Source organism: Synechococcus sp. CCY 9618 (assembly GCF_019038415.1).
Classification (GTDB): domain Bacteria; phylum Cyanobacteriota; class Cyanobacteriia; order PCC-6307; family Cyanobiaceae; genus Cyanobium.
The window spans coordinates 42,105-67,161 of sequence record NZ_JAFKRG010000031.1 but is presented as its reverse complement, the minus strand read 5'-3'; the positions used below and the strand labels follow the sequence as shown (position 1 = coordinate 67,161).

The 25,057-nt window shown below is 67.7% G+C and carries 24 protein-coding genes and 1 pseudogene; 9 read left to right on the top strand and 16 right to left on the bottom strand.

The features are described from left to right. Positions 1-134: 134 nt before the first annotated feature. Complete coding sequence (locus KUG41_RS07270) at positions 135-1,754, bottom strand: transposase (protein ID WP_216902643.1); 1,620 nt, start codon at positions 1,752-1,754, stop codon at positions 135-137. An 85-nt stretch (positions 1,755-1,839) separates the two neighbouring features. On the opposite strand from KUG41_RS07270, the pseudogene KUG41_RS15930 reads away from it, so the two are divergent. From KUG41_RS15930 to KUG41_RS07255, 3 genes and pseudogenes are all read left to right on the top strand, one after another. Then, positions 1,840-2,199 (top strand): annotated as a pseudogene (locus KUG41_RS15930) (DUF3427 domain-containing protein); the annotation flags it as partial. Positions 2,200-2,226: 27 nt separating this feature from the next. Continuing rightward, positions 2,227-2,445: a DUF433 domain-containing protein gene (locus KUG41_RS07260; RefSeq protein ID WP_216902639.1), complete on the top strand. Its 219-nt coding sequence runs from the start codon at positions 2,227-2,229 to the stop codon at positions 2,443-2,445. Next, complete coding sequence (locus KUG41_RS07255) at positions 2,442-2,786, top strand: DUF5615 family PIN-like protein (protein ID WP_216902637.1); 345 nt, start codon at positions 2,442-2,444, stop codon at positions 2,784-2,786. Before KUG41_RS07260 ends, KUG41_RS07255 begins: the two co-directional genes overlap by 4 nt. Before the next feature lie 284 nt (positions 2,787-3,070). Here KUG41_RS07255 and KUG41_RS16100 read toward each other — a convergent pair whose 3' ends face one another. From KUG41_RS16100 to KUG41_RS07245, 3 genes are read right to left on the bottom strand one after another with little or no spacing between them, the layout of a single operon-like run. Beyond that, complete coding sequence (locus KUG41_RS16100; RefSeq protein ID WP_371734066.1) at positions 3,071-3,229, bottom strand: PIN domain-containing protein; 159 nt, start codon at positions 3,227-3,229, stop codon at positions 3,071-3,073. Beyond that, positions 3,163-3,444 carry a hypothetical protein gene (locus tag KUG41_RS07250; protein WP_254216935.1) on the bottom strand — a complete coding sequence of 94 codons (282 nt, stop codon included), beginning with the start codon at positions 3,442-3,444 and terminating at the stop codon, positions 3,163-3,165. The genes KUG41_RS16100 and KUG41_RS07250 overlap by 67 nt, the downstream gene beginning before the upstream one ends. Before the next feature lie 23 nt (positions 3,445-3,467). Next, positions 3,468-3,728, bottom strand: a complete 261-nt coding sequence (locus KUG41_RS07245) for an antitoxin (protein ID WP_216902635.1) — start codon at positions 3,726-3,728, stop codon at positions 3,468-3,470. A gap of 482 nt (positions 3,729-4,210) precedes the next feature. Here KUG41_RS07245 and KUG41_RS07240 point away from each other — a divergent pair, with 482 nt between their 5' ends. Both KUG41_RS07240 and KUG41_RS07235 read left to right on the top strand, forming a co-directional pair. After that, positions 4,211-4,456 (top strand): hypothetical protein, encoded by a 246-nt coding sequence (locus tag KUG41_RS07240; RefSeq protein ID WP_216902625.1) that lies wholly within the window; start codon positions 4,211-4,213, stop codon positions 4,454-4,456. Then, positions 4,456-4,848, top strand: coding sequence for a type II toxin-antitoxin system VapC family toxin (locus tag KUG41_RS07235; protein ID WP_216902623.1), 393 nt, complete (start codon positions 4,456-4,458; stop codon positions 4,846-4,848). The genes KUG41_RS07240 and KUG41_RS07235 overlap by 1 nt, the downstream gene beginning before the upstream one ends. 7 nt (positions 4,849-4,855) lie before the next feature. On the opposite strand, the gene KUG41_RS07230 is transcribed toward KUG41_RS07235, so the two are convergent. Continuing rightward, positions 4,856-6,478, bottom strand: a complete 1,623-nt coding sequence (locus KUG41_RS07230) for a YdiU family protein (protein ID WP_216902621.1) — start codon at positions 6,476-6,478, stop codon at positions 4,856-4,858. 316 nt (positions 6,479-6,794) lie between these two features. Here KUG41_RS07230 and KUG41_RS07225 point away from each other — a divergent pair, with 316 nt between their 5' ends. After that, on the top strand, positions 6,795-7,016 hold the full coding sequence (locus KUG41_RS07225) for a hypothetical protein (protein WP_216902607.1): 222 nt from the start codon (positions 6,795-6,797) through the stop codon (positions 7,014-7,016). 405 nt (positions 7,017-7,421) lie between these two features. On the opposite strand, the gene stpA is transcribed toward KUG41_RS07225, so the two are convergent. Then, the gene (gene stpA, locus KUG41_RS07220) at positions 7,422-8,636 is read right to left on the bottom strand and encodes a glucosylglycerol 3-phosphatase (protein ID WP_254216934.1); all 1,215 of its coding nucleotides are present in this window, start codon (positions 8,634-8,636) and stop codon (positions 7,422-7,424) included. A gap of 11 nt (positions 8,637-8,647) precedes the next feature. Continuing rightward, positions 8,648-10,111, bottom strand: coding sequence for a glycoside hydrolase family 13 protein (locus KUG41_RS07215; RefSeq protein WP_216902603.1), 1,464 nt, complete (start codon positions 10,109-10,111; stop codon positions 8,648-8,650). 56 nt (positions 10,112-10,167) lie between these two features. On the opposite strand from KUG41_RS07215, the gene KUG41_RS07210 reads away from it, so the two are divergent. Together KUG41_RS07210 and KUG41_RS07205 are read left to right on the top strand one after the other, a co-directional pair. Continuing rightward, a complete protein-coding gene (locus KUG41_RS07210; RefSeq protein WP_216902601.1) occupies positions 10,168-11,682 on the top strand; it encodes a glycerol kinase GlpK in 1,515 nt (504 codons plus the stop codon). Further along, on the top strand, positions 11,679-13,250 hold the full coding sequence (locus KUG41_RS07205) for a glycerol-3-phosphate dehydrogenase/oxidase (protein ID WP_216902599.1): 1,572 nt from the start codon (positions 11,679-11,681) through the stop codon (positions 13,248-13,250). Before KUG41_RS07210 ends, KUG41_RS07205 begins: the two co-directional genes overlap by 4 nt. Here KUG41_RS07205 and KUG41_RS07200 read toward each other — a convergent pair. Genes KUG41_RS07200 through ggpS form a run of 6 tightly spaced genes read right to left on the bottom strand, consistent with a single transcriptional unit; the run spans position 13,196 to position 20,294 of the window. After that, the gene (locus KUG41_RS07200; protein ID WP_216902597.1) at positions 13,196-14,857 is read right to left on the bottom strand and encodes an alpha-amylase family protein; all 1,662 of its coding nucleotides are present in this window, start codon (positions 14,855-14,857) and stop codon (positions 13,196-13,198) included. The two genes, KUG41_RS07205 and KUG41_RS07200, sit on opposite strands and share 55 nt — an antisense overlap. Then, positions 14,857-15,849 carry an ABC transporter ATP-binding protein gene (locus KUG41_RS07195; RefSeq protein ID WP_254216933.1) on the bottom strand — a complete coding sequence of 331 codons (993 nt, stop codon included), beginning with the start codon at positions 15,847-15,849 and terminating at the stop codon, positions 14,857-14,859. The genes KUG41_RS07200 and KUG41_RS07195 overlap by 1 nt, the downstream gene beginning before the upstream one ends. Positions 15,850-15,860: 11 nt before the next feature. Beyond that, positions 15,861-16,688 carry a carbohydrate ABC transporter permease gene (locus KUG41_RS07190; protein WP_216902593.1) on the bottom strand — a complete coding sequence of 276 codons (828 nt, stop codon included), beginning with the start codon at positions 16,686-16,688 and terminating at the stop codon, positions 15,861-15,863. After that, entirely contained in the window at positions 16,685-17,524 is an 840-nt protein-coding gene (locus KUG41_RS07185) for a carbohydrate ABC transporter permease (RefSeq protein ID WP_216902591.1), read from the bottom strand. The genes KUG41_RS07190 and KUG41_RS07185 overlap by 4 nt, the downstream gene beginning before the upstream one ends. Positions 17,525-17,544: 20 nt before the next feature. Next, a complete protein-coding gene (locus KUG41_RS07180) occupies positions 17,545-18,819 on the bottom strand; it encodes an ABC transporter substrate-binding protein (protein ID WP_371734067.1) in 1,275 nt (424 codons plus the stop codon). 2 nt (positions 18,820-18,821) lie between these two features. After that, on the bottom strand, positions 18,822-20,294 hold the full coding sequence (ggpS, locus tag KUG41_RS07175) for a glucosylglycerol-phosphate synthase (RefSeq protein WP_216902650.1): 1,473 nt from the start codon (positions 20,292-20,294) through the stop codon (positions 18,822-18,824). 1,275 nt (positions 20,295-21,569) lie between these two features. Between ggpS and KUG41_RS07170 the strand changes: the two genes are divergently transcribed. Next, positions 21,570-22,262: a hypothetical protein gene (locus KUG41_RS07170; protein WP_216902589.1), complete on the top strand. Its 693-nt coding sequence runs from the start codon at positions 21,570-21,572 to the stop codon at positions 22,260-22,262. 207 nt (positions 22,263-22,469) lie between these two features. Here KUG41_RS07170 and KUG41_RS07165 read toward each other — a convergent pair whose 3' ends face one another. The 3 genes from KUG41_RS07165 to corA all read right to left on the bottom strand — a co-directional run bounded on the left by KUG41_RS07165 (position 22,470) and on the right by corA (position 25,052). Further along, positions 22,470-23,435, bottom strand: a complete 966-nt coding sequence (locus tag KUG41_RS07165; protein ID WP_216902587.1) for a RimK family alpha-L-glutamate ligase — start codon at positions 23,433-23,435, stop codon at positions 22,470-22,472. A gap of 28 nt (positions 23,436-23,463) precedes the next feature. Next, positions 23,464-23,862, bottom strand: coding sequence for a hypothetical protein (locus KUG41_RS07160; RefSeq protein ID WP_216902585.1), 399 nt, complete (start codon positions 23,860-23,862; stop codon positions 23,464-23,466). Between the two features lie 152 nt (positions 23,863-24,014). Next, positions 24,015-25,052 (bottom strand): magnesium/cobalt transporter CorA, encoded by a 1,038-nt coding sequence (gene corA / locus KUG41_RS07155; protein WP_371734065.1) that lies wholly within the window; start codon positions 25,050-25,052, stop codon positions 24,015-24,017. Between the last annotated feature and the right edge of the window lie 5 nt (positions 25,053-25,057).

Below are 25,057 nucleotides of genomic sequence, written 5' to 3'. Positions count from 1 at the left end.
TTGTGGCGTTTGCGTTTCATGGGGCTTCTCCTGGCCAAGTCTGGCCGGTAGGGAAGCTCTCATAAGGCCTGGATCAGTTTTTGGGGTCCACGTCACGTTGACTCATTGCATTTGTTACCTATTAAATTGACGCCTCAGCGGTTGTTCCTTCTTTTTCTGTTGAGCTGGTTGTTTTCCTGGTCTCGGATCGCCCCCATCTGCTGGCCCACCACCTGCTCGGCATGGGCAATCCGCCACTCAGCCATCCGCCGCTGCAGGGTGCGCAAACTCCCGCCATACAGGCCGGGTTTCTCGCTCTCCAGTCGCTGCATGGCCTGCTGACCTGTGAGCAAGGGATCGGCCATGAGCCACTGCAACACCAGGTGCCAGCAGCCGAGTGTCGGATCCACTCGCGTGCGGTACGTCCGGGTGGGCACATGCCAACTGCCGCGCTTGGCGGGTTCGCTCTGCTTCCACAGCAGCCGCAGACTGCTCAGGAACGCCTCCAGCTCTTGGCCGCTGTCTGAGGGGTCCGGCCCGTTGCCTGGTTCCCGCTCTCCGTTCACCAACGCGGTTTGATTACTGCGAATCGTCTCCAGCAAAGCCACTGGATCGCACTCCTGTTGCAGAGCCTCGATGCGTCGGCGCCCTTGAGGGCCCAGCCCGCTCCAACGCAGCAACCGATCAGCCGGGGTGAGTGGTTGGTCATGGCGCCGGCGGGGACGCCTGCCTTCCCGACGGTCGCTCTCTTCGAATGGGATCCGTTTGGCTGAGGGTTGGTAGATGTTGGTGAACAGGCGCAGGGCCCCGTAGAGCTGGCAGAGCCGCTCCAACTGCTGAGGCCCTTCCAGCCGCCGATGTCCCACCACCCGGCGGACCAGCATGCCGTTCTTCTGTTCCACCCAGGCCTGGTCATTGGATTTGTAGGCCCGTGAGCGGGTCAGCTCCACTGGCTTGCGCGCCTCGGCGCACCAGCGCTCAAGCTCCTCGTTCATGAACGCCGTGTCGTTGTCCACATCAAGGCCGCGCAGCGGCAGCGGCATCAGCGACTGCAGTTCCTGGAGGGCTGAGCGCACCATAAGACCATCACGGCGGGGTAGCGGCACGCATTCGCTCCAGCCGCTGGCCACATCGGTGAGCACCAACGTCCAAAGAAATGGGCCCTCCATCCGCCCGCCGCAGTGGGCTACCAGGTCCATCTCAAACCAGCCCGGCTCAACGCCTTTCCAGCCATTGAACGTCCGCACCGTGGTGCGCCTGCGCACGCCGGTGACCACGCGCGAACGACGGCGACGATGCTGGCCGCCCAGGGCAGCACGGGCCGAGCTCAGCAGCCGATCGATCGTCGCCGGGCTCAACTGCAGCAGCTTCTGACTCAGCTCCGCTTCTATCTCCAGGTGGCCGTGGCGCTCCAGTGCCGGCAACAGCGTGGGCAAAACCGCCGCCAGACGCTTACCGCAGAGATGGTCACTGGCCTCCCATAACGTCTCCAGAAGCTGAACCACCTCAGGGCCATATCGGCGGCGGTGGTGAACAACCACCGGTGAATCGGGACCAGCGCCGGCACGGGCCGGTGGACCCCCATGGTCCGCTGGCTGCTGGCGCAGCAATCGCAGCACCGATTTGCGGTGATACCCGCAGAGCTCGACCAGTTCATCCACCAGGACGCCCTTCCCTTGGTAGCTGAGTGCCTGGTAGCGGCTACGGGCAGCCTCCAGAAGCTGCTGGCGCCGCCGCCGCTGGGCCCTGGGATCAGCCGCTGCCGAGCCTTCCACAGAAGGAACATTCTGAGTGAGTCAACACTAATCCTAGGAGTAACAGGACTGACGAGTCAACGCGCCACCTTGTGTAAACGGCACCGACGACCGTAAGCACCCACTGCCCTGGACCCTGCCGGTGCCCCAGCGCGTGCATGGCCGCCACCGCGAAGGCGTGCTCTGGCACCAGCCCAGCGCCAACGACCTGCTGTTCATCACCCTGGGCAAAAGCGAAGCCCTCTTCTCCCCCTCCACCCGCTACCACGACCTGGCCCTCGGACCTTCCCTGTTCCACTGGGAGAGCCAGAGCACCGGAGGCAGGGCACGGTGACCGAGCCGTTTGTTTGCCTGGGGTTTGCGCGCTACGAAAGCCATGAGGGCGAGCGGCCGATGGCGATCCGCTGGCGGCTGGAGCGGGAGATCCCGGCGGCGTGGAATGCCGGTAATGTCGTTGGCCGTTTGAGGGGGCTGGAGCCGCTACCTTCAACCCATGGATCATTCCCGCATCACCCATAACCCAGCCCAGTGCGGCGGAAAGGCTTGCATCAGAGGCATGCGGATCCGCGTGAGCGATGTGCTCGACCTGTATGCCGCTGGGCTGTCCCCCGATCAGATCCTTGCCGAGCTTCCTGATCTGGAGCCCGATGATCTGCAGGCCGCCCTCAGCTATGCCGCACACGAGCTGGATCACCCTGTGCTGGTGGCGTGATTCTCTGGCTTGATGCCCAGTTGTCGCCAGCCCTCGCGAGTTGGATCACAGCACAGTTCACTCCGATTCAGGCGGTGCCAGTCAGAAAGCTCGGTCTCAGGAATGCAGATGACCGTGTGATCTTCGCCCGGGCGAGATCGGCTGGCGCCGTGGTGATGACCAAGGATCGCGACTTCCTGCATCTCCTCTTCGAGCAGGGCCCACCACCTCAGGTGATATGGCTTCGTGTGGGGAACAGTTCCAACCAGGCTCTTCAGGCCGTGCTGCTGCGCACCCTTGAGACAGCTGTGGCCAACCTTGGCGAAGGGGAACCCTGGGTCGAAATTCGCTCGCCACGCTGAAGCCCCAACGTCCCTGCGCTACTTGGCGAACCCGGCTCGCGGGCGCAACGGAAACCACAGGGGAATGGCCATTGGCTGAGTTCATCCCAAGACAGGATGGCCCCCCTCTCCCTCGCCTCTCCCTCGCCTCGCCCTCCGTCAAGTGCTTCGACGAAAGGGTGCTGGCCACCCTGCATAAGCCACTACCCATCCGCCTCCACCCAGCTGATCGATAGGTCTGGGGTTTGCGCGGTACGAGAGCCAGGGAGGCGAGCGACCCATGGCCAACCCCTGCCTGCTGGCCATCACCAGGCCTCCAGGTGCAGATCGGCCACATGGGCAAAGGCCTGATCCGCCGTCACCAGGGCGCAACCTTCGCTGAGGGCATGGCTGGCGATCAGCAGATCCATCGCCGCCAACGGCGTCCCGTTGCGTTCGAGATCGGCCCGCAGCCGGCCGTACACCCTGGCGCAGGCTTCTGACCAGGCAGGATCTCCAGGGTCTGGAGGGTGTTCTCCACCAGCGCCTGCAACCGCGACGTGGGCGGCAGCGTCTCCAGGCCGTAACGGATCTCCGCCACCACGATCGACGACAGGCAACAGCGTTGCTCACGCACCCAGGTATCCAGGCCCGGCGACAGGCCTTTCAGAAAGGCGTTCACGGCGTTGGTGTCGAGCATCAGCCTCCCCTTTGCCGCGGCCATCAGGGGAACTCCACCGGTTCCGCAAGGCGCGTGTCGCGCAACCCCTCGAACAACGCGTCCAGCTCGGCCTGGAAGCCAGGCTCCTGCAGCAGGGCATCCCTTTGATCCAGCAAGGCGCGGGCCGATGGCCGCACCGGTGTGAGCACCACAGCGCCACTCTCGGGATCGCGATGCACCTCCACCTCCGTGCCCTCGAAGCGGAACTCGGCCGGTAGCCGCACCGCCTGGCTGCGGCCGTTGCGGAACAACTTGGCGCGCATGACAGCCCCGCAGTTGATCGATATCCAGTCTGGATCGCCCCGGCGTCCCGACCGCCACCCCCCAGCGCCTCACGGCGATCCTGTACCGGGAAGACGAGGTCGACGTGGCGGAATGTCAGCCATGTGGTGCTGCGAAGCCAGTCCCCCAACCCTGAACGTGGCGACGCCCATGGGACCGACGTGGTGCCTCTCCATCGCCAGGCGGGAGTCGACGCGGAAACATTCATCGATATCCTCTGACGCCTTGCCTCGCCCAACCTGAGCCTGAGCGTGCACGGCCGCTACAGCCGCTACCGCGACCTGGCCCTCGGCCCCTCCCTGTCCATTGGGAGAGCCAGAGCAGCGCAGGCAGGACAGCGTCACCAAGGCGTACGCGTGCATCGGTTGGTGGCTCCGCCACGCAGCCCCTTGCCAGAAGGCATCGAGCGATGCATGCAAAGCGCATGCGCCGCGAGTAATTTGGTTTCACGACTCGCGCAGCCATGCCATCCCTGCAGATCCGCGACCTGCCTGAACCGCTGCACCGGTTGCTGCAGCACCGCGCCCAGGCGCACAAGCGCAGCCTCAGCCAGCAGGCGCTGGTGGATCTCGAGGCCATCGCCGGCGAGGATGCGCGCGAGCGTCGCCGCCTGGTGCTCGACCGCATCGCCCGCCGCGGACCCCTGGCCACCGTGCTGGCCGGAGATCAGACGCCGGAAGCGCTGATCCGCGCCGACCGCGAGCGCTGATGGCCCTCGCCTGCGTTCTCGATGCCTCGGCTGCCGTGCGGCTGATCCTTGGGGATCCCGGTGCAGCTGCGGTGGCCGAGCAGATCCGCGAGGCGGCGCTGGTGATGGCCCCGGAGCTGATGCTCAGCGAGGTGGCCAACATCCTCTGGAAACTGCAGCGGGCCGATCACCTGGCTGGTCTCGATCCCCAGCAGCTGCTGGCCGATGCCCGCGATCTGGTGGATCGGGTGGAAGCCGATCGCCACCTGCAGGCCGAGGCCCTTGCCCTGGCCTGCCATCACGATCACCCCGTTTACGACTGCCTCTATCTGGCGCTGGCCCGGCGGGAAGCAGCCACCTTGATCAGCATGGATCGTCGCTTGCAGCAGCTGGCCGAGAGGGTGCTGCCCTGAGCGCCCTTCACGACGAACAGCTGTAGTGGGACACGCCTCCGGCATTGAAGAACTCCCTGGGCTTCAGACGGTCATACGTCGCCTCCAGCGCCGGAGGCAGCGCGTCGTAGGGATGGCTGAACACCTCCTGCAGCTCCCTGACCAGGCTGTAATCACCTTGCGCCGCCTGTTCATAGGCCGGGGCGATCAGCCATTCACGCCAGGTGACGGTCGGGTTGACGCGATGCATCGCTGCGGCTGTTTCGTGGGGGTCGCCGCTGCTGGTGATCTGATGCCGCCAGCGTTGCAGCCAGCTCGTCCATTGGGCACCGAGCTCCTCTGAGCAGGGCACGTAGAAGCTCTCCTGCAGGGCCGAAACGTGCTCGGGGATGTCAGACAGCCTGCGGAAGAAGATCGTGTAGTCCACCTTGGAGCTCACCATCAGCTGCAGCAGTTCCTGGACCAGCTCGGCGTCGTGGCGGATCAGGCCGAGCTTGCTGGCCCACATGGCCTCCAGCTCCTGGCCCATCGCGTCGGCGAAGCCGTCGCGGATCTGATCCAGCCTTGCCAGCGCCTCAGTGTTGCCCTCGAGCAGCGGCCGGATGGCCGACCAGAACATCTGGTAGTTGGCCTCAGCGGCCACCGGTTGGTTGAAGAAGGAGAAATGCTCGCCGCCGCCGGTCCAGGGCTGGAAGCGGGGATCGAACAGTTCGCAGAAGCCGAAGGGGCCGTAGTCGAGGGTGTAGCCACCGGCCGCACAGTTGTCGCTGTTGAAATTGCCCTGGCAGTAGCCCACCCGCATCCAGTTCGCCACCAGGGAGATCAGCCGCGTGCGAAACAGGCCCGCCAGCGCCACCACCTGATCGCTGAACTCCAGACCCGGTTCAATCTCCTGGCGGTAGTTGCGCTCGATCAGGTGCGCCGTGATCATCTGCAGCTCCTTGAGCGCCTCCGGATGGGCATCGCTGCGGGCGCGACGGGCGAACAGCTCCAGCTGGCCCACCCGCAGAAACGAGGGCGCCACCCGGGTGGTGATCGCCGCCGGATTGTCCACCAGGATGTCGGGATCGAACGAGCGGGAGTTGGGCGAGTACCAGGGCCGGCGCACGGTTTCCGATCGCGACACATAGAGCGTCAGGGAGCGTGAGGTGGGAACCCCCAGCGCGTGCATGAACTCCTGCGCCAGAAACTCGCGCACGCTGGAGCGCAGCACGGCGCGGCCATCGGCGCCGCGGCCGTAGGGCGTCGGGCCACCGCCTTTGAGTTGCATCTCCCAGCGCCGGCCGTTGAAGACGCCTTCGAACACGGAAATGGCCCGGCCATCGCCGTAGCCGTTACCGGTGCCGAACGGGCACTGGCGGATGTATTCGGTGCCGTAGATCGAGAGGGCATACCCGGTGGCCCAGCCCACCGGCCGCATCGGCTCGCGCGCCGCGCTGATGTCACCGGAAAACAGACGGCGGAAGTGGTCGTCGTGGGCCAGCGCATCGCTCAGGCCCAGCTCGTGGAAGAGGGTTCTGCTGTGCGCAACGTATTCAGGCGCTGGAATCGGGGTGGGCGTCACCGGCACGTAATGGCCGGAGAACACCTGGCGGGGCTGGTGATCATGGCCATCTCCGGTGGCCTGGGGATCCGCCTGCAGCGCGTCCATCAGCGAATAGTCGGCCCGTTGTGCAAACTCCGCGAATGCTGTGATCGGCGCTGTTGTCGGCACGGTTGTCGTCACTGGTCTCCCGGGATGTTGATCTGCCTGGGCATGGCCCTGACGCTGAGGTCATCATCCTGGCGAGCCTGTCGCCATGGGTGTCACGCCGGTGCCGTTGCATGGGCACGGAGATTTCTCAGGCCTCAGTCGTCCCGGAGCTCCACCAGATCCAGCTGCAGCCCCAGTCGTTGCGGTGCGCCGCTGGCGTGCCACACCTCCAGGCCACAGGTTTCGGGCAGCAGCAGCCAACCCAGCCTGTCCAATGGGCTGGCCAGCGATCCAGCCGTTCCAGGCCAGTCTGGTTCCCACGGCGGGCTGCAACCAGCTCAATGTGCACTGCTGCAGCCCCCCGCAGTTCCAGCAGTGCCTCAAGGTTGCCGATCGGCCCGGCGCCGCGGTGAGTCTCTCCGACGAGAACACCCTGGGGTACCGGAGCCAGCTGGGTGGGAGATCCTTCAACACCTTTCTCTCGCACGGGCGCTGACGGGCAGGCTTCCTCCGACGCCAGGCAGCCACCGCTGGGGTCGAAGGCCTCTTCGTCCAAGCTGCCCCCCACCGCGATCGCGATCTTCTTCGGCGGCGGGTGGGCCTTCAACCCGGCCAGCCCGGAGAACAGCGGGTTCTGCAGCAGCCAGCAGCCCGAGCGGACGATCCCGATCCCATCGGTGGAGAAGTCGGTGGGGGTGACGCGCTCAATCACCGACCCCAGGTGGTCGACGGCCATCCGGTGGCGAACAACCCGCAGGATGGTGGGCGCCTGGGGCACGTGCACGGTGCTCGGCCCTGCGCTTTCCCTTCCCGGCGCGGATTCGTACCTGGCCATGATCGTGAAGCGGCGTGCCCAGCCTCCGTGGCATGGGACATGGACTTGATGGCCTCCGATGGGGCCCTACCCATCGCGGCCATGGCCTTCCGCCAGGTCCCGGAAGAAGCGGATGTACGCCTGTGGGCCGCCGGGCAGGGTGGCGTCGATGCGGAGGGGATCCTCCGGATCGGAGAGGCCCTCGAACGTGCCATCGGCCAGGGACGGCCGGTCCACCTCGCCGCCGCTGCTGTCCACCAGCACCACCCGGTTGGCGGTGCCGAACACCTCCCCCAGCTCCTGCAGCAGGGTGAGGAAGCCCCGGTCGCTGCCGCCCCTCATCCAGCCGCCCCCCCCGGGCTCCGGCACGGAGGTGATCGTGTCGCCCACCCCGACCAGCCTGGGCATCAGGGCCGGATCGATGGCGCTGCGGGCCAGTGCCAGCAGGCTCGGATGGTCGTGCGGAGCGGTGCGCACATTGAAACTCTCCCCCAGGGGGGGGCTGCCGCTGCGGCGGGCGATCGCCTGGTTGATCAGCACCAGCAGGCCCACCTCCTTGAGGGAGCCGCGCAGCATCAGCTGAACATCGGTGGTGCCCGTGGCGCCCGCTTCGGCGGGTTTCAACCGTTCCCGGCCGTCAAGACGGCCGAGGTTGGGCGCCAGATGCAGGAAGAACGACTCCTGCAGTCCAGCCGCGGCCGCCTCGCCCAGCAGGTCCTGCATCAGCCCCAGGGCCAGGACCTGCAGATCCTGCTGGCGGCCGACATCGCCCGCCATCGCCTGCAGCAGCGGGTTGAGGTTGAGGCTGGGGGAGAGAGGGTTGTCGAGCACCGCCGCCTCCAGCAGCGGCTGCCGCTCCTCGGCCGTGAGGGTGGGCAGAAGCACCGGGGCATGGAGCCGCAGCTGGCCCGCCAGCCTCGGTGGCACGGCGGCCAGGAACGCCAGCTCGGCCGGGCTGACGCCGGGGTGGCTCACCGTCCCGTAGCGATCCTGCAGCTGCACGCCGCCGGCCGCCAGGCCGGGCAGGTAGAGCCCCTCGCGGGCGGGATCCGCCCGACCCGCCAGGGCCTTCTCCACCAGCCTGTTCACACCACGGCTTCCCTCGTGCTCGCCGTTGGTGAGAACCGCGAAGTGCCCCTCCAGCCGCCGGGCGGCCAGCACATAGGCCGGATCCAGCCGCCGCCGGCGCGGGTCGTGCACCAGCTCCATGCACACACCATCGAGGTCCTGCACGATCAGGAGGTCCTCGCTGCCGCTGAGATCCTCCAGCAGCCCATCGGCCGTGAACGGCACGCTGCGCATCGGGCGGTCCATCAGGCTTCGGGGGCGGCGAGCAGGGCCGCCGCCCGTCCCGGCAGCCCGTCTGCGGCGGACTCCGGGGCCAGGCTCGTCCAGAGCCTTTCGCCCCGGAAGGCCGCTGGCAGCGGCAGAAGCCCATCACCCCGATTGATGGCCACCCACACCCGCTCGGCGCCGCCGCCGCGGCTCAGCAGCAGCAGATCCTCATGGGGGCTGTCCAGGAAGGTGATCGGGGCCGAGCGCAGGGCCGGAAGGCGGCGCCGCAGGGCCGCAAGCTCCTGCAGCCAGCCGCAGAGAGCGTCACGGGGCCGATCCCAGGGGAACGCCTCACGACAGCCCGGCTCCGGTCCGCCGGCCAGACCCGTCTCCGTGCCGTAGTAAATGCAGGGAGCCCCGGGCAGCAGGAACAGAAACAGCAGGCTGAGGCGCAGGGCCTCCCGGTCGCCGTCGAGCACATGCAGCGCCCTGGGTGCGTCGTGGCTGTCGAGCAGGTTGAGCTGGCCGCGGTTCACCGCGTCGGGATAACGGCCCAGCAGCTGCACCACCCGTTGCTGAAAGCCGGCGCGGTCGAGGGGCTGGTAAGGGGGCTCGGGCAAGGGGGCAAGTTTCAGATTCCGTGGCACCGAGGCGGCGCCGAAGTAGCCCAGGATGGTCCAGGTCATCGGGTAGTTCATCACCCCGTCGAACCTGTCGCCGGCCAGCCACGGCCGGCCGTCGCCCCAGATCTCTCCGACGATCCAGGCCTCGGGGTTTGCGCTGCGCACCGCCCGTCGGAACTCCTGCCAGAAGTCGGCCGGCACCTCATCGGGCACGTCCAGCCGCCAGCCATCGATGCCGGCGGCGATCCAGTGGCGCGCCACCTCCAGCAGATGGCGCCGCACCGGTGGGTGATCGTGGCGAAACTTCGGCAGCGCCGGGTCGTTCCACCAGCAGGTGTAGCCGCAGCTCTCCCCGGGGCCGGGGTAGGCCCGCAGCGGCCACCGCTCCACGTGGAACCAGTCGCGGTAGGGCGAGCGCTCGCCGTTCTCGAGCAGGTGGTGAAAGGCCCAGAAGCCACGGCCGCAATGGTTGAACACGCCGTCGAGCACCAGCCGCATGCCGCGCGCGTGCACGGCCTCGATCAGGGCCTCCAGGGCGGCACGGCCTCCCAGCAGCGGATCCACCTGCAGATAGTCGTAGGCGTGGTAGCGGTGATTGGCCGCTGAAGCGAACACCGGATTCAGTGAAAGACAGGTGATCCCCAGGTCCTGGAGATGGTCGAGGGCCTCGATCACCCCATACAGATCCCCACCCTGGAAGCCCTGGTCCTGCGGATTGCTGCCCCAGGCCATCAGCGTCAGTCCCTGCTGGGCCTCGACACGGCCGCTGCGGCGGAAGCGATCCGGAAAGATCTGATACACCACGGCCTCAGCCACCCAGGCGGGAGGCGCCGGGTCCGCCCCGAGGCCCGCTTGCGCTGATGTCGTTGCAAAACCCATCCCCAGCCTTTCTAGGTGCCTTCGTCAGCGCTAGCACGGACAAAAGTTCGCCGGCGATGGATTTGCCCCTCCTCCTGAGCATCGATCAGGGCACCACCAGCTCCCGGGCCGCCCTCTTCGATGCCGGGGGCCGCTGCCTGCACAGCTGCACCGCTCCGCTCACCTGCCATTACCCCGCCGACGGCTGGGTGGAACAGCAGCCGGAGGCGATCTGGCAGAGCCAGCTGCAGGCCCTGGCCCAGCTGGAGCAGGCGCTCAGCGCCGACCAGCGGCGGGCGGTGGCGGCCTGCGGCATCGCCAACCAGCGCGAAACCACCGTGCTCTGGCGCCGCGGCGGCGCCGAGCCGCTCGGGCCGGCGATCGTCTGGCAGGACGGTCGCACCGCTGCCATCTGCGCCGACTGGAAGCGCGCCGGTCTGGAGTCGGAGATCCGGGCCCGCACAGGTCTGCTGGCGGATCCGTATTTCAGCGCCAGCAAGATCGTCTGGCTGCTGCAGGCGGTTCCCGCGGCGGCGGCGGCCGCCGCGGACGGCAGCCTCTGTTTCGGCACGGTGGACAGCTGGCTGCTGCAGCGGCTCACCGCCGGCGCACGCCATGCCACCGAGTTCAGCAACGCCAGCCGCACACTGCTGATGGACCTGGAGCGACTCCAGTGGGATCCGGAGCTGGCCGCCGCCCTGGGGGTGCCGCTGGAGGCCCTTCCCGAGCTGCTGCCCAGCCGCGCGGCCTTCGGCTCGATCGCCGCCGGCCTGCCCTTCGCCGGCGTCCCGATCACCGCCATGCTGGGCGATCAGCAGGCGGCCACCCTGGGCCAGGGTTGCCTGCTGCCCGGCGAAGCCAAGTGCACCTACGGCACCGGGGCGTTCCTGGTGATCAACACCGGATCCGTGATCCGCCGCTCCGATGCTGGGTTGTTGAGCACCGTGGGCTGGTGTGATGCCGACGGCCGCCCCACCTACTGCCTCGAGGGCAGCCTCTTCAACGCCGGCAGCGTGATCCAGTGGCTGCGCGATGGTCTCGGGCTGATCGAGCGCTCCGATCAGGTCGACGGCCTGGCCAGGAGCTGCGACGACAGCGGCGGCCTGATGCTCGTGCCGGCGTTCACAGGCTTGGGCACACCCCACTGGGATCCCGGCGCCCGCGGCCTGCTGATCGGCATCACCCGTGACACCGGACCGGCCCAGATCGCCCGCGCGGCCCTGGAGGGCATCGCCCTGGCGGTGGCCACCCTGGTGGAGCTGGCCGAGGAGGCCCTGGGGACACCCCTGGGCGAGCTGGCCGCCGATGGCGGAGCCGCCGCGGCCGACCTGCTGTTGCAGGCGCAGGCCGATGCCAGCGGAGTGACCGTGCGCCGCCGCGCCGATCTGGAGAGCACCAGCCGGGGGGTGGCGCTGCTGGCCGGTGTGCAGGCCGGAGTCGTGGAAAGCCTCGAGGCCTGGCAGAATGACCATCCGAGCGGGGAACCCCGGCGGTTCGAGCCGTCGCTCGATCCCGGCGAAAGGCAGCGGTGGCGCCGCCGCTGGACCTCCGCAGTGAAGCGCAGTCTGCACTGGCATGGAGAGGCGACATGAGCGTTGATGTTCTGGTGATCGGCGCCGGGGCCACCGGAGCCACCCTGGCCCTGGAGGCGGCCAGGCGCGGGCTGCGGGTGGCCCTGGTGGAGGCCGGCGACATCGCCATCGGCACCAGCAGCCGCAGCACCAAGCTGCTGCACGGCGGTGTGCGCTACCTGGAGCTCGCCTTCAAGCGCCTCGACTGGCGCCAGCTGCAGCTGGTGCGTGAGGCCCTGGCGGAGCGGGGCCACTGGCTCTCCCAGGCGCCCTTCCTGGCCCGTCGGCTGGAGCTGCTGCTGCCGACCGCCCATCCCCTCCAGACCATCTACTACGGCATCGGCCTGGGGCTTTACGACCTGCTGGCCGGCCAGAAGGGCATCGGAGCGAGTCGCTGGCTGGGGCAACCGGCGGTGCGGCAGGCGCTCCCCACCCTGGCGGCGGGCCATGGGGGCGTGGCCTACAGCGACGGGCAGTTCGACGACGCCCGCCTCAATCTGCTGATTGCCCGAACCGCAGCCGGCCTGGGGGCGCAGGTCTTCACCCGGACGGAGGTGGTGGGTCTGCAGCGCCACTCGGATCGGCTCACCGGGGCGGTGCTGCGGAACGTCGAGGACGGCAGCTCCTGGGAGCTGGAGGCCCGGGTGGTGGTCAATGCCACAGGCATCGGCGCCGATGCCATCCGTCGCATGGCCCAGCCCGACCTGGCCCCCAGGGTGCAGGTGAGCCGGGGCATGCATCTGGTGCTGGAGGCCGATCTCTGCGCGGGTGGGATCGGCCTGCTGATTCCCGCCACCGACGATGGCCGGGTTCTGTTCATGCTGCCCTTCCATGGCCGCACCCTGGTGGGGACCACCGACATCGCCTGCCCGGGCGAGGCGGCCACCCAGCCCAGCGCTGAGGAGGAGGCCTACCTGCTCGACTACGTGCGTCGCTGGTTCCCCGACCTCGGCGAGCCGGTGGTGACCAGTCGCTGGGCCGGAGGGCGGCCGCTGCTGCGGAGCGATGGCAGCGAAGGGACCGCCACCGTCGTCCGGGAGCATGTGGTTGAAACGCTTCCCTGCGGGCTCGTGAGCGTGATGGGCGGCAAGTGGACCACCTGCCGGCCCATGGCCCTCGATGGACTGGAGGCCGCCGTCCGTTTGCTGGACCGGCCTCTGCCCGCTCCCACGGAGCAGGGGGCCGCCACTGTTCTGCTGGGAGCCGCCGCCACACCCGAGGCCACCCTGGCGGAACTGGACCGGCTGCGCGGGCACCTGCCGGGGCTCCTGCCGGCCCCCTCTCCGGAGCTGGTGGAGCACCTGCTGGCCAGCCACGGGCTGGCGGCGGAGGCGGTGCTGGCCTGTGCCGACAGCCCCGCCGAGCTGCATCCCCTCAGCGAGGTGATTCCCCTCACCGCCGCAGAGGTGCGCCACGCGGTCCGCCACGAGTGGGCCCGCAGTGCCGACGACGTGCTGGCCCGCCGCTGCCGGCTGGCCTTCGTGGACAGCGCCGAGAGCGAGCGGCTGCGACCCCGGGTGCAGGATCTCGTGGATCAGGAGCTGGCTTCGCTGCCCTGCTCCCCCACCAGCCACCAGAAGAATCCATAGGCGTTCAGGTACACGAACCAGTCGTCACTGGCGGGGGGGAATTCGCAGCCCGCCAGCACCTCGCGCACCCGGCTGCCGCTCCAGCGGCCGAGATCGAGGCTGGTGGAAGCGCCGGTGGCGCCCAGGTTCGCCGCCACCACCACGGTCATGCCATCGGTGACGCGGGCGTAGCAGAGCACGCTGGGGTGGCGGCTGGTGAGCAGTTCGAAGCCACCCTGGCGCAGGGCGGGCAGCAGGCGCCGGCTGGTGAGCATGCGGTGGTGCCAGTTGAGCAAGGAACCGGAGAGCTGCTGCTGCACCTCCACGTTCACCACCCGGTAGTCGTAGCCGGGGGCCGTGATGGGCGGCAGCACCAGCAGCGGATCCGGGGCGGTGGAGAACCCCCCGTTGCGCTCGCTCGTCCAGGCCATCGGGGTGCGGTTGGGGTCGCGGTCGCGCAGCCCCGGCCAGTCGCCCATGCCCAGTTCATCCCCGTAGTACAGGCAGGGCAGCCCCGGCAGGCTGTAAAGCAGGCCATGCAGCAGGGTGTTCGGCCGCGGATCGCCGTTGAGCAGGGGTGCCAGGCGCCGGTTGATGCCCCAGTTCAGCCAGTGACCCCTGGCATTGGGGAAACCGTTCACCACCGTCTGAACGACGCTCTCATCCACCAGGTGGCCATCCCCGAGCCAGAGCTCATCGTGGTTCCGCAGCGGCAGGGCCCAGCGGCACCCGGGCACCTGGGCCTGGGCGTGCATCAGGCAGTGGCGCAGCTCCCCGCACTGGCCATGGGCCAGAGCCGCGAACAGCTGGGCGGTGATCTCGAAGTCGAAGGCGGCGTGAAGTTCATCGTCGGCCAGGTAGGGCGCCGATTCCCGCACCGGCTGAATCGCCTCGGCGATCAGAAGCACGTCGCGACCGCCGGCATCCACCCGCGCCCGCAGCCGCCTGAGGAACGCGTGGGTTTCCGGCAGTCCCTCGCAGCGGGTCCCGTCCCGCTCGAACAGAAAGGGCACCGCATCGAGACGAAAGCCATCGACCCCCCGGTCCAGCCAGAAATCGACCACGGTCAGCATCTCTTCCTGAACCGCCGGGTTGTCGTAATTCAGATCGGGCTGGTGGCGCAGAAAGCGGTGCAGGTAGTACTGGCCGGCCACGGGATCCCACTCCCAGTTCGAGTCCTCGAAGTGGCGGAACAGCACGGGAGCATCGGCATAGCTCCGATCGTCGTCACGCCAGACATAGAAGTCGCGCTCGACGCTGCCGCTCGGCGCCCAGCGGGCCCGCTGAAACCATGGATGCAGAAGGCTGGTGTGATTCAGCACCAGATCGAGAATCACCCGGATGTCGTGGTGGTGCGCCTGTTCCAGCAGCTCCGCCAGGTCCGCCAGGTCGCCGAGTTCAGGATGAATGGCCGTGAAGTCGGTGATGTCGTATCCGCCGTCCTTGAGGGGGGAGGGGTAGATCGGCGTCAGCCAGATCGCATCCACGCCCAGCCAGCGCAGGTAGGGAAGCTTGCTCGTGATGCCGGCGAGATCACCGATGCCGTCCCCGTCGGAATCAGCGAAGCTCCGCGGCATGAGCTGGTAGATCACGCAGCCTGTCCACCAGTGCTCCGTCCGGATGGCCATCAGCAACGTGCGCCCGTGGTCTTGAGGAAATGGTGCTCGTGGCGCCGGTCCCAGCCCAGCCGCAGCCCCTCACCGATGGGCTGGGCTCCGTCACAGGTCCAGCGGAGGTCCCCCTGGGGGCTGGAGACCAGCAGCTGCTGGCTGGCCCCGTGCCATTCACGGTTCAGGACCCTCACAGGGATCCCGCTGTCGTCCGTCGCCACCAGGTGCTCGGGGCGGATCCCCAGCACCGTTCCGTCCTCCTGCGGCAGAAGATTGATCTGGGGCCGTCCGATGAAGGAGGCCACGAACATGTTGGCCGGGGTCAGGTAGAGATCCTTCGGGGTGCCGCACTGCTGCACCCGGCCGTTGGACAGCACCGCGATGCGATCGGCGATGCCCATGGCCTCCTGCTGGTCATGGGTCACGTAGATCACCGGAGCGCTGCCGGCGCAGAGGATGGAGCGCAGCTGGGGCCGCAGTTCCTCGCGCAGCTGGGCATCGAGATTGCTCATCGGTTCATCCAGCAGGAACACCCGCGGATGGCGCAGCAGGGCCCGGGCCAGGGCCACCCGCTGGCGCTGGCCGCCGGAGAGTTCCGCCGGCAGCCGCTGGGCCAGCTCCGTGAGTTGCAGCATGGCCAGCACGGAGGTCACCTCCCGTTCCCGCTCCTGGGCCGGCACCCCGCGGATCTCCATCCCCAGCGAGAGATTCCGGGACACATTGAGGTGCGGATACAGCGCGTAGCTCTGGAACACCAGCGCCACCTGACGGCGCTGCGGAGGCTTCCGGGTGATGTCGTCACCCTCCAGCAGAATCCTGCCGGCATCCGGGGTATCGAGGCCGGCGATGAGCCGCAGCACCGAGCTCTTGCCGCAGCCGCTGGGCCCCAGCAGGGCAAGGCACTCGCCCGGGGCCACCGCCAGGTCGACCCCATCGATGATCGCGCGGCCGCCGATGCGGCGGGTGAGGTTGTCCAGGCGCAGGCTGGGCGCGGACGTGGTGGTGGTCATGCCCGGATCCGTCATCCCTTGATCGCCCCCTGGGTGAGCCCGGCCACGATCTGTCGCTGGAAGAGCAGCAGCAGGGCCAGCAGGGGCAGGCTGCCCAGAACGGTGGCCGCGGCGAAGGCGCCGTAAGGAACGGTGAACACCGACGAGCCGGCGATCCGCGCCATCGCCGGTGCCAGGGTGAGCAGCTCGCTGCGGCTCAGCCAGGTGAGGGCAATGGGGAATTCGTTCCAGCTGAACAGGAACACCAGCAACCCCGTGCTCACCACCGCCGGCCCCATCAGGGGCAACAGGATCCAGCGCAGGCGTTGCATCAGGGTGAAGCCCTCCAGCAAGGCATTCTCCTCCAGCTCCACCGGCAGTTCAGCGAAGGCCGCCTGCAGGAGCAGCACCGCCAGCGGCAGCGACAGCCCCGCATAGGGCAGACAGAGGGCCAGAAGGTTGTTGGCCAGGCCGAACTGTCGGGCCACCTGAAGCAGGGCCAGGAACAGCAGCACATAGGGGAACACCGCGGCCGCCAGCAGGCCCCCGCTCACCACGAGTCGCAGCAGGCCGCCTCGGCGGCTGAGGGCATAGGCGCAGGGAATCGCCAGCAGCAGCGTGAGCAGGGTGCTGATCGCTCCGACCACCGTGCTGTTGAGCAGATAGCGCCAGAAGGGGGGGGCGCCGTGGAGCACCTGGACATAGTTGGCCAGAGTCCAGCCACCGCCCGGGCCGGCCCCATCCCCGAGGAGGGCTTCGGGCGTGCGCAGGGAGGTGTACAGCTGCCAGAGCATCGGCCCCAGGCTCCACAGCAGCAACAGCACGACCAGGGCGGCACCGCCCCTGCCGAAGCGCTTCATGACCTCACCTCCTGACCGCGCGGCAGCAGCAGCAGCAGGGCCGATCCAGCCAGCAGCAGCAGAAACATCCCCAGCATCACCGTGGCGGAATACCCGAAGTCGAGGAAGCGCATGGCATTGAGATAGGCATACACCGCCAGGCTCTCGGTGCTGCTGGCCGGGCCGCCGCCGGTGAGCACGGCGATCAGGTCGAACACGCCGAGGGCCTGGGCGAGCCGGAACAGCAGCACGATGAAGATGTAGGGCCGCAGCAGCGGCAGCGTGATGCGCCGCAACGCCTGCCAGGGAGTGCCCCCCTCGAGGGCGAAGGCGTCGTACAGGTCGGCGGGAATCATCTGCAGCCCCGCCAGCAGCAGCAGCGCCACAAAGGGGGTGGTCTTCCAGACATCCGCCACCACGGTGGCGATCCAGGCCAGCTGGGGAGAGGCCAGGAAGGGAAGGGTGGCCAGCCCCAGGCCCCCCAGCAGGGCATTGATCGGCCCGTTCGGGTCGTCGAAGATCCAGCGCCACCCCAGGGCCATCACCGTGTTGGGCAAAGCCCAGGGAAGCAGGCTGAGGCTGCGCACCACGCCCCTGCCGCGCCAGTTCTGGTGGAGCAGCAGGGCGATGCCCAGGCCCAGCACAAGCTCCAGCCCCACCGACACCCCGGCGAAGCGCAGGGTCTGGCCGGCGTCCTGCCAGAAGCGACCATCGCCCAGCAGCCGCTGCCAGTTGGCCAGACCCACCGGCACCGGCTCAAGGCCTGTGAAGACCGACTGGGCGTGCAGACTCAGCCAGGCGTACTCGAGCATCGGCCAGGCGAACACCGCCAGCAGCAGTAGCAGAGCCGGGGCCATCAGCAGCAGGGCCCTCAACCTCAAGCCGCGGCCTCCCTGCCGCTGGCCTGCAGCAGCTGACGGCTGGCCCGGGCGGCCTCCTCCATGGCGGGGCCGGCGGACTCGCCGCCGGTGATCACGGCACTCAGCTCCCGCTGCAGGATGTCGCTGAGCTGGGCATAGCCCGGCGAGAGGGGGCGAACCACTGCGGCGTTGAGCGCCTGCCGCAGCAGGGGAAGCTGGGGCCGCAGCTTCACCAGATCCGGATCCTCGAACAGAGCGGCCAGGGTGGGGGTGTACCCCCAGTCCCGGACCAGCTGCCGCTGGCTGTCCGCTCCCGTGAGCGTCCGCAGCACGGTGATTGCTTCCTCGGGGTGGGCACTGCCGGCCAGCAGGGAGAAGCCCCAGCTGCCCAGGGTGGCGGCATGGGGGAGGCCGGGCTCGGCGACCATCGTGGTGATGCCCACCTTGCCGGCCACGGCGCTGCCCTCTCCCTGCAGTTCCTGCCAGGCATAGGGCCAGCTGCGCAGGAACGCGGCCTCCCCCCGGCGGAAGCTCTGCAACGACTGCGGCTCGGCGTAGTTGGCCACCGCCTCCGGCGTGATCCCCTCGCTCACCAGCAGGCGCAGCCAGCCCGCCGCCGCCGCCGCCGCGGGGCGGGCCAGACCCATGCCCTCCCCCTCATCGGTGCTCCAGCCGCCGCCGAAGCCGTGCACCACTTCCAGGAACACACAGCTGAGCCCCTCGTACTGGCGGCCCTGCCACAGGTACCCCCAGGGCACCCGACCCTGCCCCTGCAGTTGTCGGGAGCGTGTCACCAGTTCGTCGGGGGTGCGCGGCGGGGCCTCCATCAGATCCGTCCGCCAGTAGAGCAGGCCCACATCGGCCAGCAGGGGCAGGCGCCACAGCTGACCGTCGATGCGGTTGCCGGCACGGGCCCCCGGCACCAGAGGCGCCAGGGCCTCCGGACCCAGCCATGGGTCGAGGGGTTGCAGCCAGCCGGCGGCGGCGTACTTCGCCGTCCAGGTGACGTCCATCAGCAGCAGGTCGTACGGGCTGTCACCCAGCAGGAGGCTGCTGATCGCCAGGTCGGACACCGCCTCCGTCTCGAAGGGCCCGCGGGTCACTTCGATGCGCACCCCGCGGGGGCTGCGGTTGAAGTCGGCCACCATCGCGGCGGTGGCATCCGCGAAGGGGGCCGGCATCAGCACCCGCACCGTGACGGGCCGCCGCGCCCAGGCCAGAGGCCACAGCAGCAGGGCAGCCGCCAGGGCCAGCCCGAGGGCGAGGGCCCAGAGGGAGCGCCGGCGGCCCAGGGTCAAAGCGAGCGCAGGGTTCCCAGCTGTTGCGCAGCCCAGTGCTGCACCGTGAACTCCTCAACCACCTGGGCCATGGCGTTCATCCGCCGTCGCTGTTCCTCCTCCGGCATGTTCAGCGCCGTGGTGATGGCCAGGTCCATGCTGTGGTGGGAGTAGGGGTTGGTGAGCAGGGCATCCTCCAGTTCCACCGAGGTGCCGGTGAATTCCGAAAGCACCAGAACGCCTGTCTGGCCCTCGCGGGCCACCACATATTCCTTGGCCACCAGGTTGAGCCCGTCCCGCAGGGGGGTGATCCAGCAGACATCCGCCTGGCTGAACCAGGCCACCATCTCGTCATAGGGGGTGCGACGGGTGGAGAGACGCACGGGCGTCCAGTCGATGCGACCGAAGCGGCCGTTGATGCGCCCCACGATCTCCTCGACCGAGCGCTGGATGTCTTCGTAGATGCGCATGCCGCTGGCAGCGGCCACACAGGCAAGAAACAGCTCCACCTCCCCATGCCATTGGGGGTGCTGCTCCAGGAGACGTTCATAGGCGAGCAACATCTCCTCGTTGCCCTTCGTGTAGTCGACCCGGGAGGCAGAAAGGATCAGCTTGCGCCCGGCGTGCTGCTCGGCAATCTGGCCGGACATCTGCCGGACCTCCTCGGAATCCATCAGCTGACGGATCAGCTCGGGGGAGGTCCCCACCGGAGAGGCCTGGATGTGGATGCGGCGGCCTTGGTGATCCAGCCATGGAACCACGGTGGGCTCAGCCAGGGCGCTGCCGAGGCGACGGAACTTGTCGGCCACCGGCACCGCCTCGCCTCCCTCCACTCCGCGCAGGTTGATGGCGTTGCGGGCGAAGTTGTTAGCGTAGCGGGGAACGTGAAATCCAACCAGGTCACAGCACAGCAGACTGTCGAGAATGTCGTCCCGCCAGGGGAGAATGCTGAACACGTCATTGGAAGGAAATGGCGTGTGGTGGAAGAAGGCGATCTTCACGTCAGGCCTTTGCTCACGGATCAGGGCCGGAGTGAGCCAGAGGTTGTAGTCGTGAATCCAGATGATGGCCCCCGGGGCCGCTTCTTCACAGGCCGCCCGCGCAAACGATCGGTTGACCTCCTCAAAGGTGGCCCAGTCGGAGTTGTCGATGCTGAACAGCCCGGGGAAGCTGTGCAGGATCGGCCAGAAAGACTCCTTCGAGGTGACATGATAGAAGCTTGAGATCTGATCCTTAGTGAGAGGAAGTCTCCTGAGGGTGAATGGACTTGGCGAAGAAATCGTTGTGCGCTCATCCTCTGCAGGCTCGCCTGTGAGATTCTCAAGCCAGGAAATCCAGGTGCCGGAGTGTTCTTCGTGAAAAAGATTCCGCAGGGTCGGAATGATTCCATTCGGGCTCTTGTGGTCGACCCATTGCCGATTTCCCTGGTCATCCAGGATTTCGGCAAAAGGGGAACGGTGATACACCAGCACGAATCTGTTGGTGCCCACCTGAGTTGAGCCGAGCTCTGCAGTTTCCACGTGATCGCGAGGCGGAAGTGTGATTGCTATAGTCTCCTGCTGGGAGTTGTCATTTTCATTATCCGGCAGGGGTGATTTCAGAAGCTCATGATTTGCTTTATTCTGCACTTTCGGTAGCAAGGTTCTCTCTCTTCATTCAAGAAGAGCATGAAGGCTAGTTTTCGTCAACCTGCCCAGGGGGGAGTTCTGACGCGGCATCCCTGTGGCTCCAGTGGTTTTCAGCGATTCCTGGCCATCCCTGCCTGCCGGTTCGCAGGCACGTGACATCAGGGGGGAGAGTCGCCACCAACCCAGCGGAGGAGGGCGCATGGCTGACATCGGGCGGACGTGGCCACCGCCAGGGGAGCCTGAAGGGACACCGTTGCAAACCGGTGAGCCGCTGGGTGGCCTGGTGGGGCAGGCCCAACGGAGGAATCGATCGGGACTGGGCAGAGCCGCCTGTGGCCAGAGGCCGGGGGCGGGGGGGCATCCCGACTTCAGCATCCGCAAAGGTCGCTGACGCTTCCCTCAGCATGGAAGGCCCCCCTGAGCCTGGGAGTTGATGACTGACCTCCACGGCATGGCCCCGATCGGCGCCGGCTGGCGCCCTGCTGGAACGATGGCAGCGCCGGCCTGCCGCCCCTGGATGCGGACATCCTGCGGGTCAACCGCCTGGCCGACAACCACCACAGCGAACGGTCGATGGTGCTCAGCGACCTGATGCTGCTTTGCGAGATCCATCCGATGGAGGTGCACCGCCGGTTCAGGGAGCGCTGTCTGGATCCCTTTGAATAGGTGATGGGCCCGAACGGGTATGGCATGGGTCAGATGAGCGTCGGCGGAGTCAGCGCCACCAAGCCGTACATCCGCAGCTCCAACGACATCCCCGATAGAGAGGATGTCAGGCGGGGGCCTTGGTGCGTTGCCAGGGCCAGGCCCCTCGACGTCCTGGATTCCTTCCCCCCCGAATCAGCAGGTGGAGGCGGGCGCCACGGTCCGCACCGGCCCGGTCCCCTCCGGGCCCCGCCCCTGCCGGAGCTGACGAGATTGAACAGTCTCGCCTCGAGCTGGGAACGGTCGAGCCCGGGCAGACGCCGGTGGAAGGCCGGATCGGCATCTGCGACAAGAGAGCCACAGCAGCCAAGATCGCGGGTTCAACACTTTATTTCGTAGCCGTTGATACGCGAAGCAGGCAATGTAACGGCTCGTGGCCGTCGTCAACGGCAAGAGACACACTGAAAAAAATCGCCAAAGGAGTGAGCCCTCATGACGTATCTGACCTGGAGGCGGGAGCTGGTGAGCTCCGCCATCGATCAGATGCTGGCCGCCACCGATCCTGACCGCGGCCCCTTCGGCGATGGAGGCGTTCAGTTCAACGCCCTGATGCAGAAACTGAGCCGCAGCCTGCCCGCTCTCGAGATCGTGGCCGCCGCCGGCGACATCCTCACGGCCCATCGGGGCTACTGCGAAGGACGAGGTTGCGAGGTGGCCCAGGCCCTCAGGACCTGCCTTGCGATCCCCGCCGAGAAGCACGGCCTGGAAAGGCGGCTCACGCTGGATCGCCAGCTGGTGGAGCACAACGCCTTCTGCCGTGACGCCAACCTGCTTCTGGTCTGGGATGGGCAGCGGGGCGGCGCCATCGAGGAGCTCAGCGCCGCCCGCCTCAGCCAGCGCTTCCCCTGCCAGGGCACCGAGGCACGCTGGAACACCCACGAGTTCGTGGCCCTGATGCAGGCACGGGCTCTTCAGTGTCGCCGCACCCGGGTGGCCCTCGAGATCCTGGCGGAGGATCCTTCCACCACCCCCTCGGCCGGCACGGTGGTGCTGGTGTTCCCCGCCGACACCGGCCCGCGCCCCTGGGCCGCCACCGTCGCCGTGGCCCTTCGCACCGATGCACTGCCAGAGAGCGCCCCCCCCAGCCTCGATGGCAACCAGGCCATGCGGGTGCTCAGTCGCTGATGGCCTGGTGAGTCACATCACCGCCGGGGGACTGGACACCGAGCCGCTCCTGGCAGGCCTGGGGGCCGTTCTCCGGCATGGCTTGCTGGAATCTCACCAGCCGGGGCTCCGGGCTGCGGGAGCCGGGGGGCTGTGTGGGACTGGACGCGCATGGGAGCAGCGTCACCATGCGGACCTGCGCCTGCCATGCCGGGTCATGGGCTGACCCTAACCACGACCCATGGCTCCCAACAGCACATCGGCGTAGCGCCCGAAGGCCTCTCCCTCGGTCAGGAAAAGCCGCGGCGCCACCAGCTCACACTCCAGCAGCAGCAGGTCACCGCCCTCGTCTCGGATGCCATCGATGCGGGCGTAAGGCAGCACGCCGAACCGGCGCCGCAGCTGCCGCTCCACCGCTTCGGCCCAGCCCCGTTCCGCCTCGCTGGCCCGATGGGGCCGGTTGCACCCCCCGAAATGTTCATGGGCGATCCAGCCCCCGTAGGCCACGGTTTTTGCCACGGCGTGGGAAAACCGGCCACCGAGAAAGACGGCACTGAATTCTCCCGCCCGGCCGATGGCGGGCAGGAACCGCTGCAGACACACCTCTCCCTCCCTGGCCAGGCGCTCGGCCAGGGCATCAGCCCCGTCAGCCTCCACCGGCACGGCGCCATCAGCTCCATGGATCACCAGGCGTCGGCCCTCACGGCGCACCCGGTAGGTCTGCCAGCTCCTGGAGCCGATCGAGGGCTTGAGCACCGCCTCGCTCCAGCCACAGCTCTCCAGCATCGCCACCAGGGATCCCCGCCAGCCCCGGGGCAGCCAGCGGGTGGGAATGAGGGGGATGCCTTGCCGCTCCAGCCGGGGCAGATAGGCGCTCTTGGCGTGCCCCGCCTGGATCACCGGCAGGGGATTGGCCAGCGGCACGGCGAGGGCCGCGAGCCGCCGGGCCAGCTCCGTGATCCGGGGCAGAAAATCGGCGTGGCCATGGCTGCCGCGGCAGTCGCGCAGGCTGACCCGATCGAAGCGAGCCCAGTCGATGGCATCTCGCCTCGGCTCCCCCAGCGCCTCGGCCGAGGGCAGAGGGACCAGGTCGCTGGCCATGCCACGGTCGGCAAGGAAGTCCCGCAGTGCCGGTGTCTCGTCATGGATCTGACCCAGATGCAGCAGGACGATCCGGGGCTGGGAGGCACTCATGGCCATCCCACCGGCAGAGGTCTTCGCCTCAGGCCGGCAGGATGCCCCACTCGCGCTTCACCTGCACGCTGGTGATCTCCCAGGCCTCTTCGGCCGCCACCACCGGCCCGGGCGGGTCGAGGGGTTCGAGGCCCCGGCGGGCGAATTCGTTCTGCAGCAGCAGCTGGAACAGCACGCTCTGGGACACCAGCACGTTGAGCCGCTGTTCGCCCCCCAGCCGGGCCATCAGCACCGGATGGCCCTGGCAGTCGCGCAGGGCCCGCAGCTGCTCCTGCAGCCACACCCGCTCGTACTGGAGCATCGGATCGCTGCAGCGGGCGAGATTTTCGCGATAACAGCCGGCATGGCACTTGATCGCCCCTTCCGAGAGCCCGGCCGCTCCGCCGGCGGCATTCAGGAGTTGAACCGCGTCGCTCAGGAAACTCACGACCGATGCTCGAAACCGAGATAACCCTAGAAACGACGCCGGAGGCAGGCCTTGGAAGCCGGGCTTCAGCAATGATCCTTAGCCCAGCGGAAGCAAAACCAAACTGAGTAGCGCTTGCTACGGGGACCCGGCTCCGGAACGACGGCAAGGCCTCAGAGCCAGTGCTTGCGACGGAAATAGAGGAACAGGCTGGTGGCGATCACGATCATCAATGCCCACACCGAGTAGTACCCACCCCGCCACTGCAGCTCCGGCATCTCCTTGAAGTTCATGCCATAGACCCCGGCGATGAAGGTGAGCGGGATGAAGATGGTGGAGATGATCGTCAGCACCTTCATCACCTCGTTCATGCGGTGGCTGAGGATCGAGAGGTAGGTGTCATGCATACCCCCGAGAATGTCCCGGTGGGTCTCCACCAGGTCGATGATCTGGATGCTGTGGTCGTAGAGATCACGCCAGAAGACCCGGCTCTCAGCCGTCAGCAGTGGGGATTCGCTCTTGACGATCACGCCCACCTCCTCCCGGATCGGCCAGACCGCCTTGCGCAGGCTGAGGATGCCGCGCTTGAGGCCGTGGATCTCCTTGATGTCGTTCGGGCGGGGGTCCTCCAGCAGCCGGTCATCCACCTCTTCGATGATGTCTCCCATGCGCTCCACCGCCAGGAAGTAGTGGTCCACCACCGCATCCATGAGGGAGTAAGCCAGGTAGTCGGCCTTCATCCAGCGGATCCGGCCGCCGGAGGAGCGGATGCGCTCGCGGACCCCATCGAACACGTCACCGTCATCCTCCAGGAAGGAGATCACGAAGTTCTGGCCCAGGATCACGCTCACGTGTTCGATGTCGATGCTTTGGGAGACTTCGTTGAAGGCGATCATCTTCAGCACCATGAAGATGTATCCCTCGAACTCCTCCACCTTGGGGCGCTGGGTGGTGTTGACGATGTCCTCCATCGTCATCGGATGGAGGCCGAAGCGCTCCCCCAGATGCTCGATCAGGCCGACGTCATGGACGCCGTTGACGTTCATCCAGGTGATGCCGTTCTGCCGCACCGCATCGGCACAGCCCTGCACCGAAACGTCCTGCCGCTCGCTACAGCCGCTGCTGTCGTAGTGGATCACATCCACCCGCACCTTGATCAGGCGCTGCTCACCCACATACACCACGGCGCCGGGTGAGGAGCCTGGGGCCACTCTCC

Coding starts and splice junctions, on each gene's coding strand:
- KUG41_RS07225 (WP_216902607.1), top strand. CDS start 6,795: ATGGGCTGGCCAGCGATCCAGCCGTTCCAGGCCAGTCTGGTTCCCACG.
- KUG41_RS07235 (WP_216902623.1), top strand. CDS start 4,456: ATGGCCCTCGCCTGCGTTCTCGATGCCTCGGCTGCCGTGCGGCTGATC.
- KUG41_RS07190 (WP_216902593.1), bottom strand. CDS start 16,688: ATGAAGCGCTTCGGCAGGGGCGGTGCCGCCCTGGTCGTGCTGTTGCTG.
- KUG41_RS07260 (WP_216902639.1), top strand. CDS start 2,227: ATGGATCATTCCCGCATCACCCATAACCCAGCCCAGTGCGGCGGAAAG.
- KUG41_RS07240 (WP_216902625.1), top strand. CDS start 4,211: ATGCCATCCCTGCAGATCCGCGACCTGCCTGAACCGCTGCACCGGTTG.
- stpA (WP_254216934.1), bottom strand. CDS start 8,636: ATGCGCAGCGTGCCGTTCACGGCCGATGGGCTGCTGGAGGATCTCAGC.
- KUG41_RS07215 (WP_216902603.1), bottom strand. CDS start 10,111: ATGGGTTTTGCAACGACATCAGCGCAAGCGGGCCTCGGGGCGGACCCG.
- KUG41_RS07185 (WP_216902591.1), bottom strand. CDS start 17,524: ATGGCCCCGGCTCTGCTACTGCTGCTGGCGGTGTTCGCCTGGCCGATG.
- KUG41_RS07170 (WP_216902589.1), top strand. CDS start 21,570: ATGACGTATCTGACCTGGAGGCGGGAGCTGGTGAGCTCCGCCATCGAT.
- KUG41_RS07210 (WP_216902601.1), top strand. CDS start 10,168: ATGGATTTGCCCCTCCTCCTGAGCATCGATCAGGGCACCACCAGCTCC.
- KUG41_RS07205 (WP_216902599.1), top strand. CDS start 11,679: ATGAGCGTTGATGTTCTGGTGATCGGCGCCGGGGCCACCGGAGCCACC.
- KUG41_RS07165 (WP_216902587.1), bottom strand. CDS start 23,435: ATGAGTGCCTCCCAGCCCCGGATCGTCCTGCTGCATCTGGGTCAGATC.
- KUG41_RS07230 (WP_216902621.1), bottom strand. CDS start 6,478: ATGGACGCGCTGCAGGCGGATCCCCAGGCCACCGGAGATGGCCATGAT.
- KUG41_RS07200 (WP_216902597.1), bottom strand. CDS start 14,857: ATGGCCATCCGGACGGAGCACTGGTGGACAGGCTGCGTGATCTACCAG.
- KUG41_RS07195 (WP_254216933.1), bottom strand. CDS start 15,849: ATGACCACCACCACGTCCGCGCCCAGCCTGCGCCTGGACAACCTCACC.
- KUG41_RS07250 (WP_254216935.1), bottom strand. CDS start 3,444: ATGCTCGACACCAACGCCGTGAACGCCTTTCTGAAAGGCCTGTCGCCG.
- KUG41_RS07245 (WP_216902635.1), bottom strand. CDS start 3,728: ATGCGCGCCAAGTTGTTCCGCAACGGCCGCAGCCAGGCGGTGCGGCTA.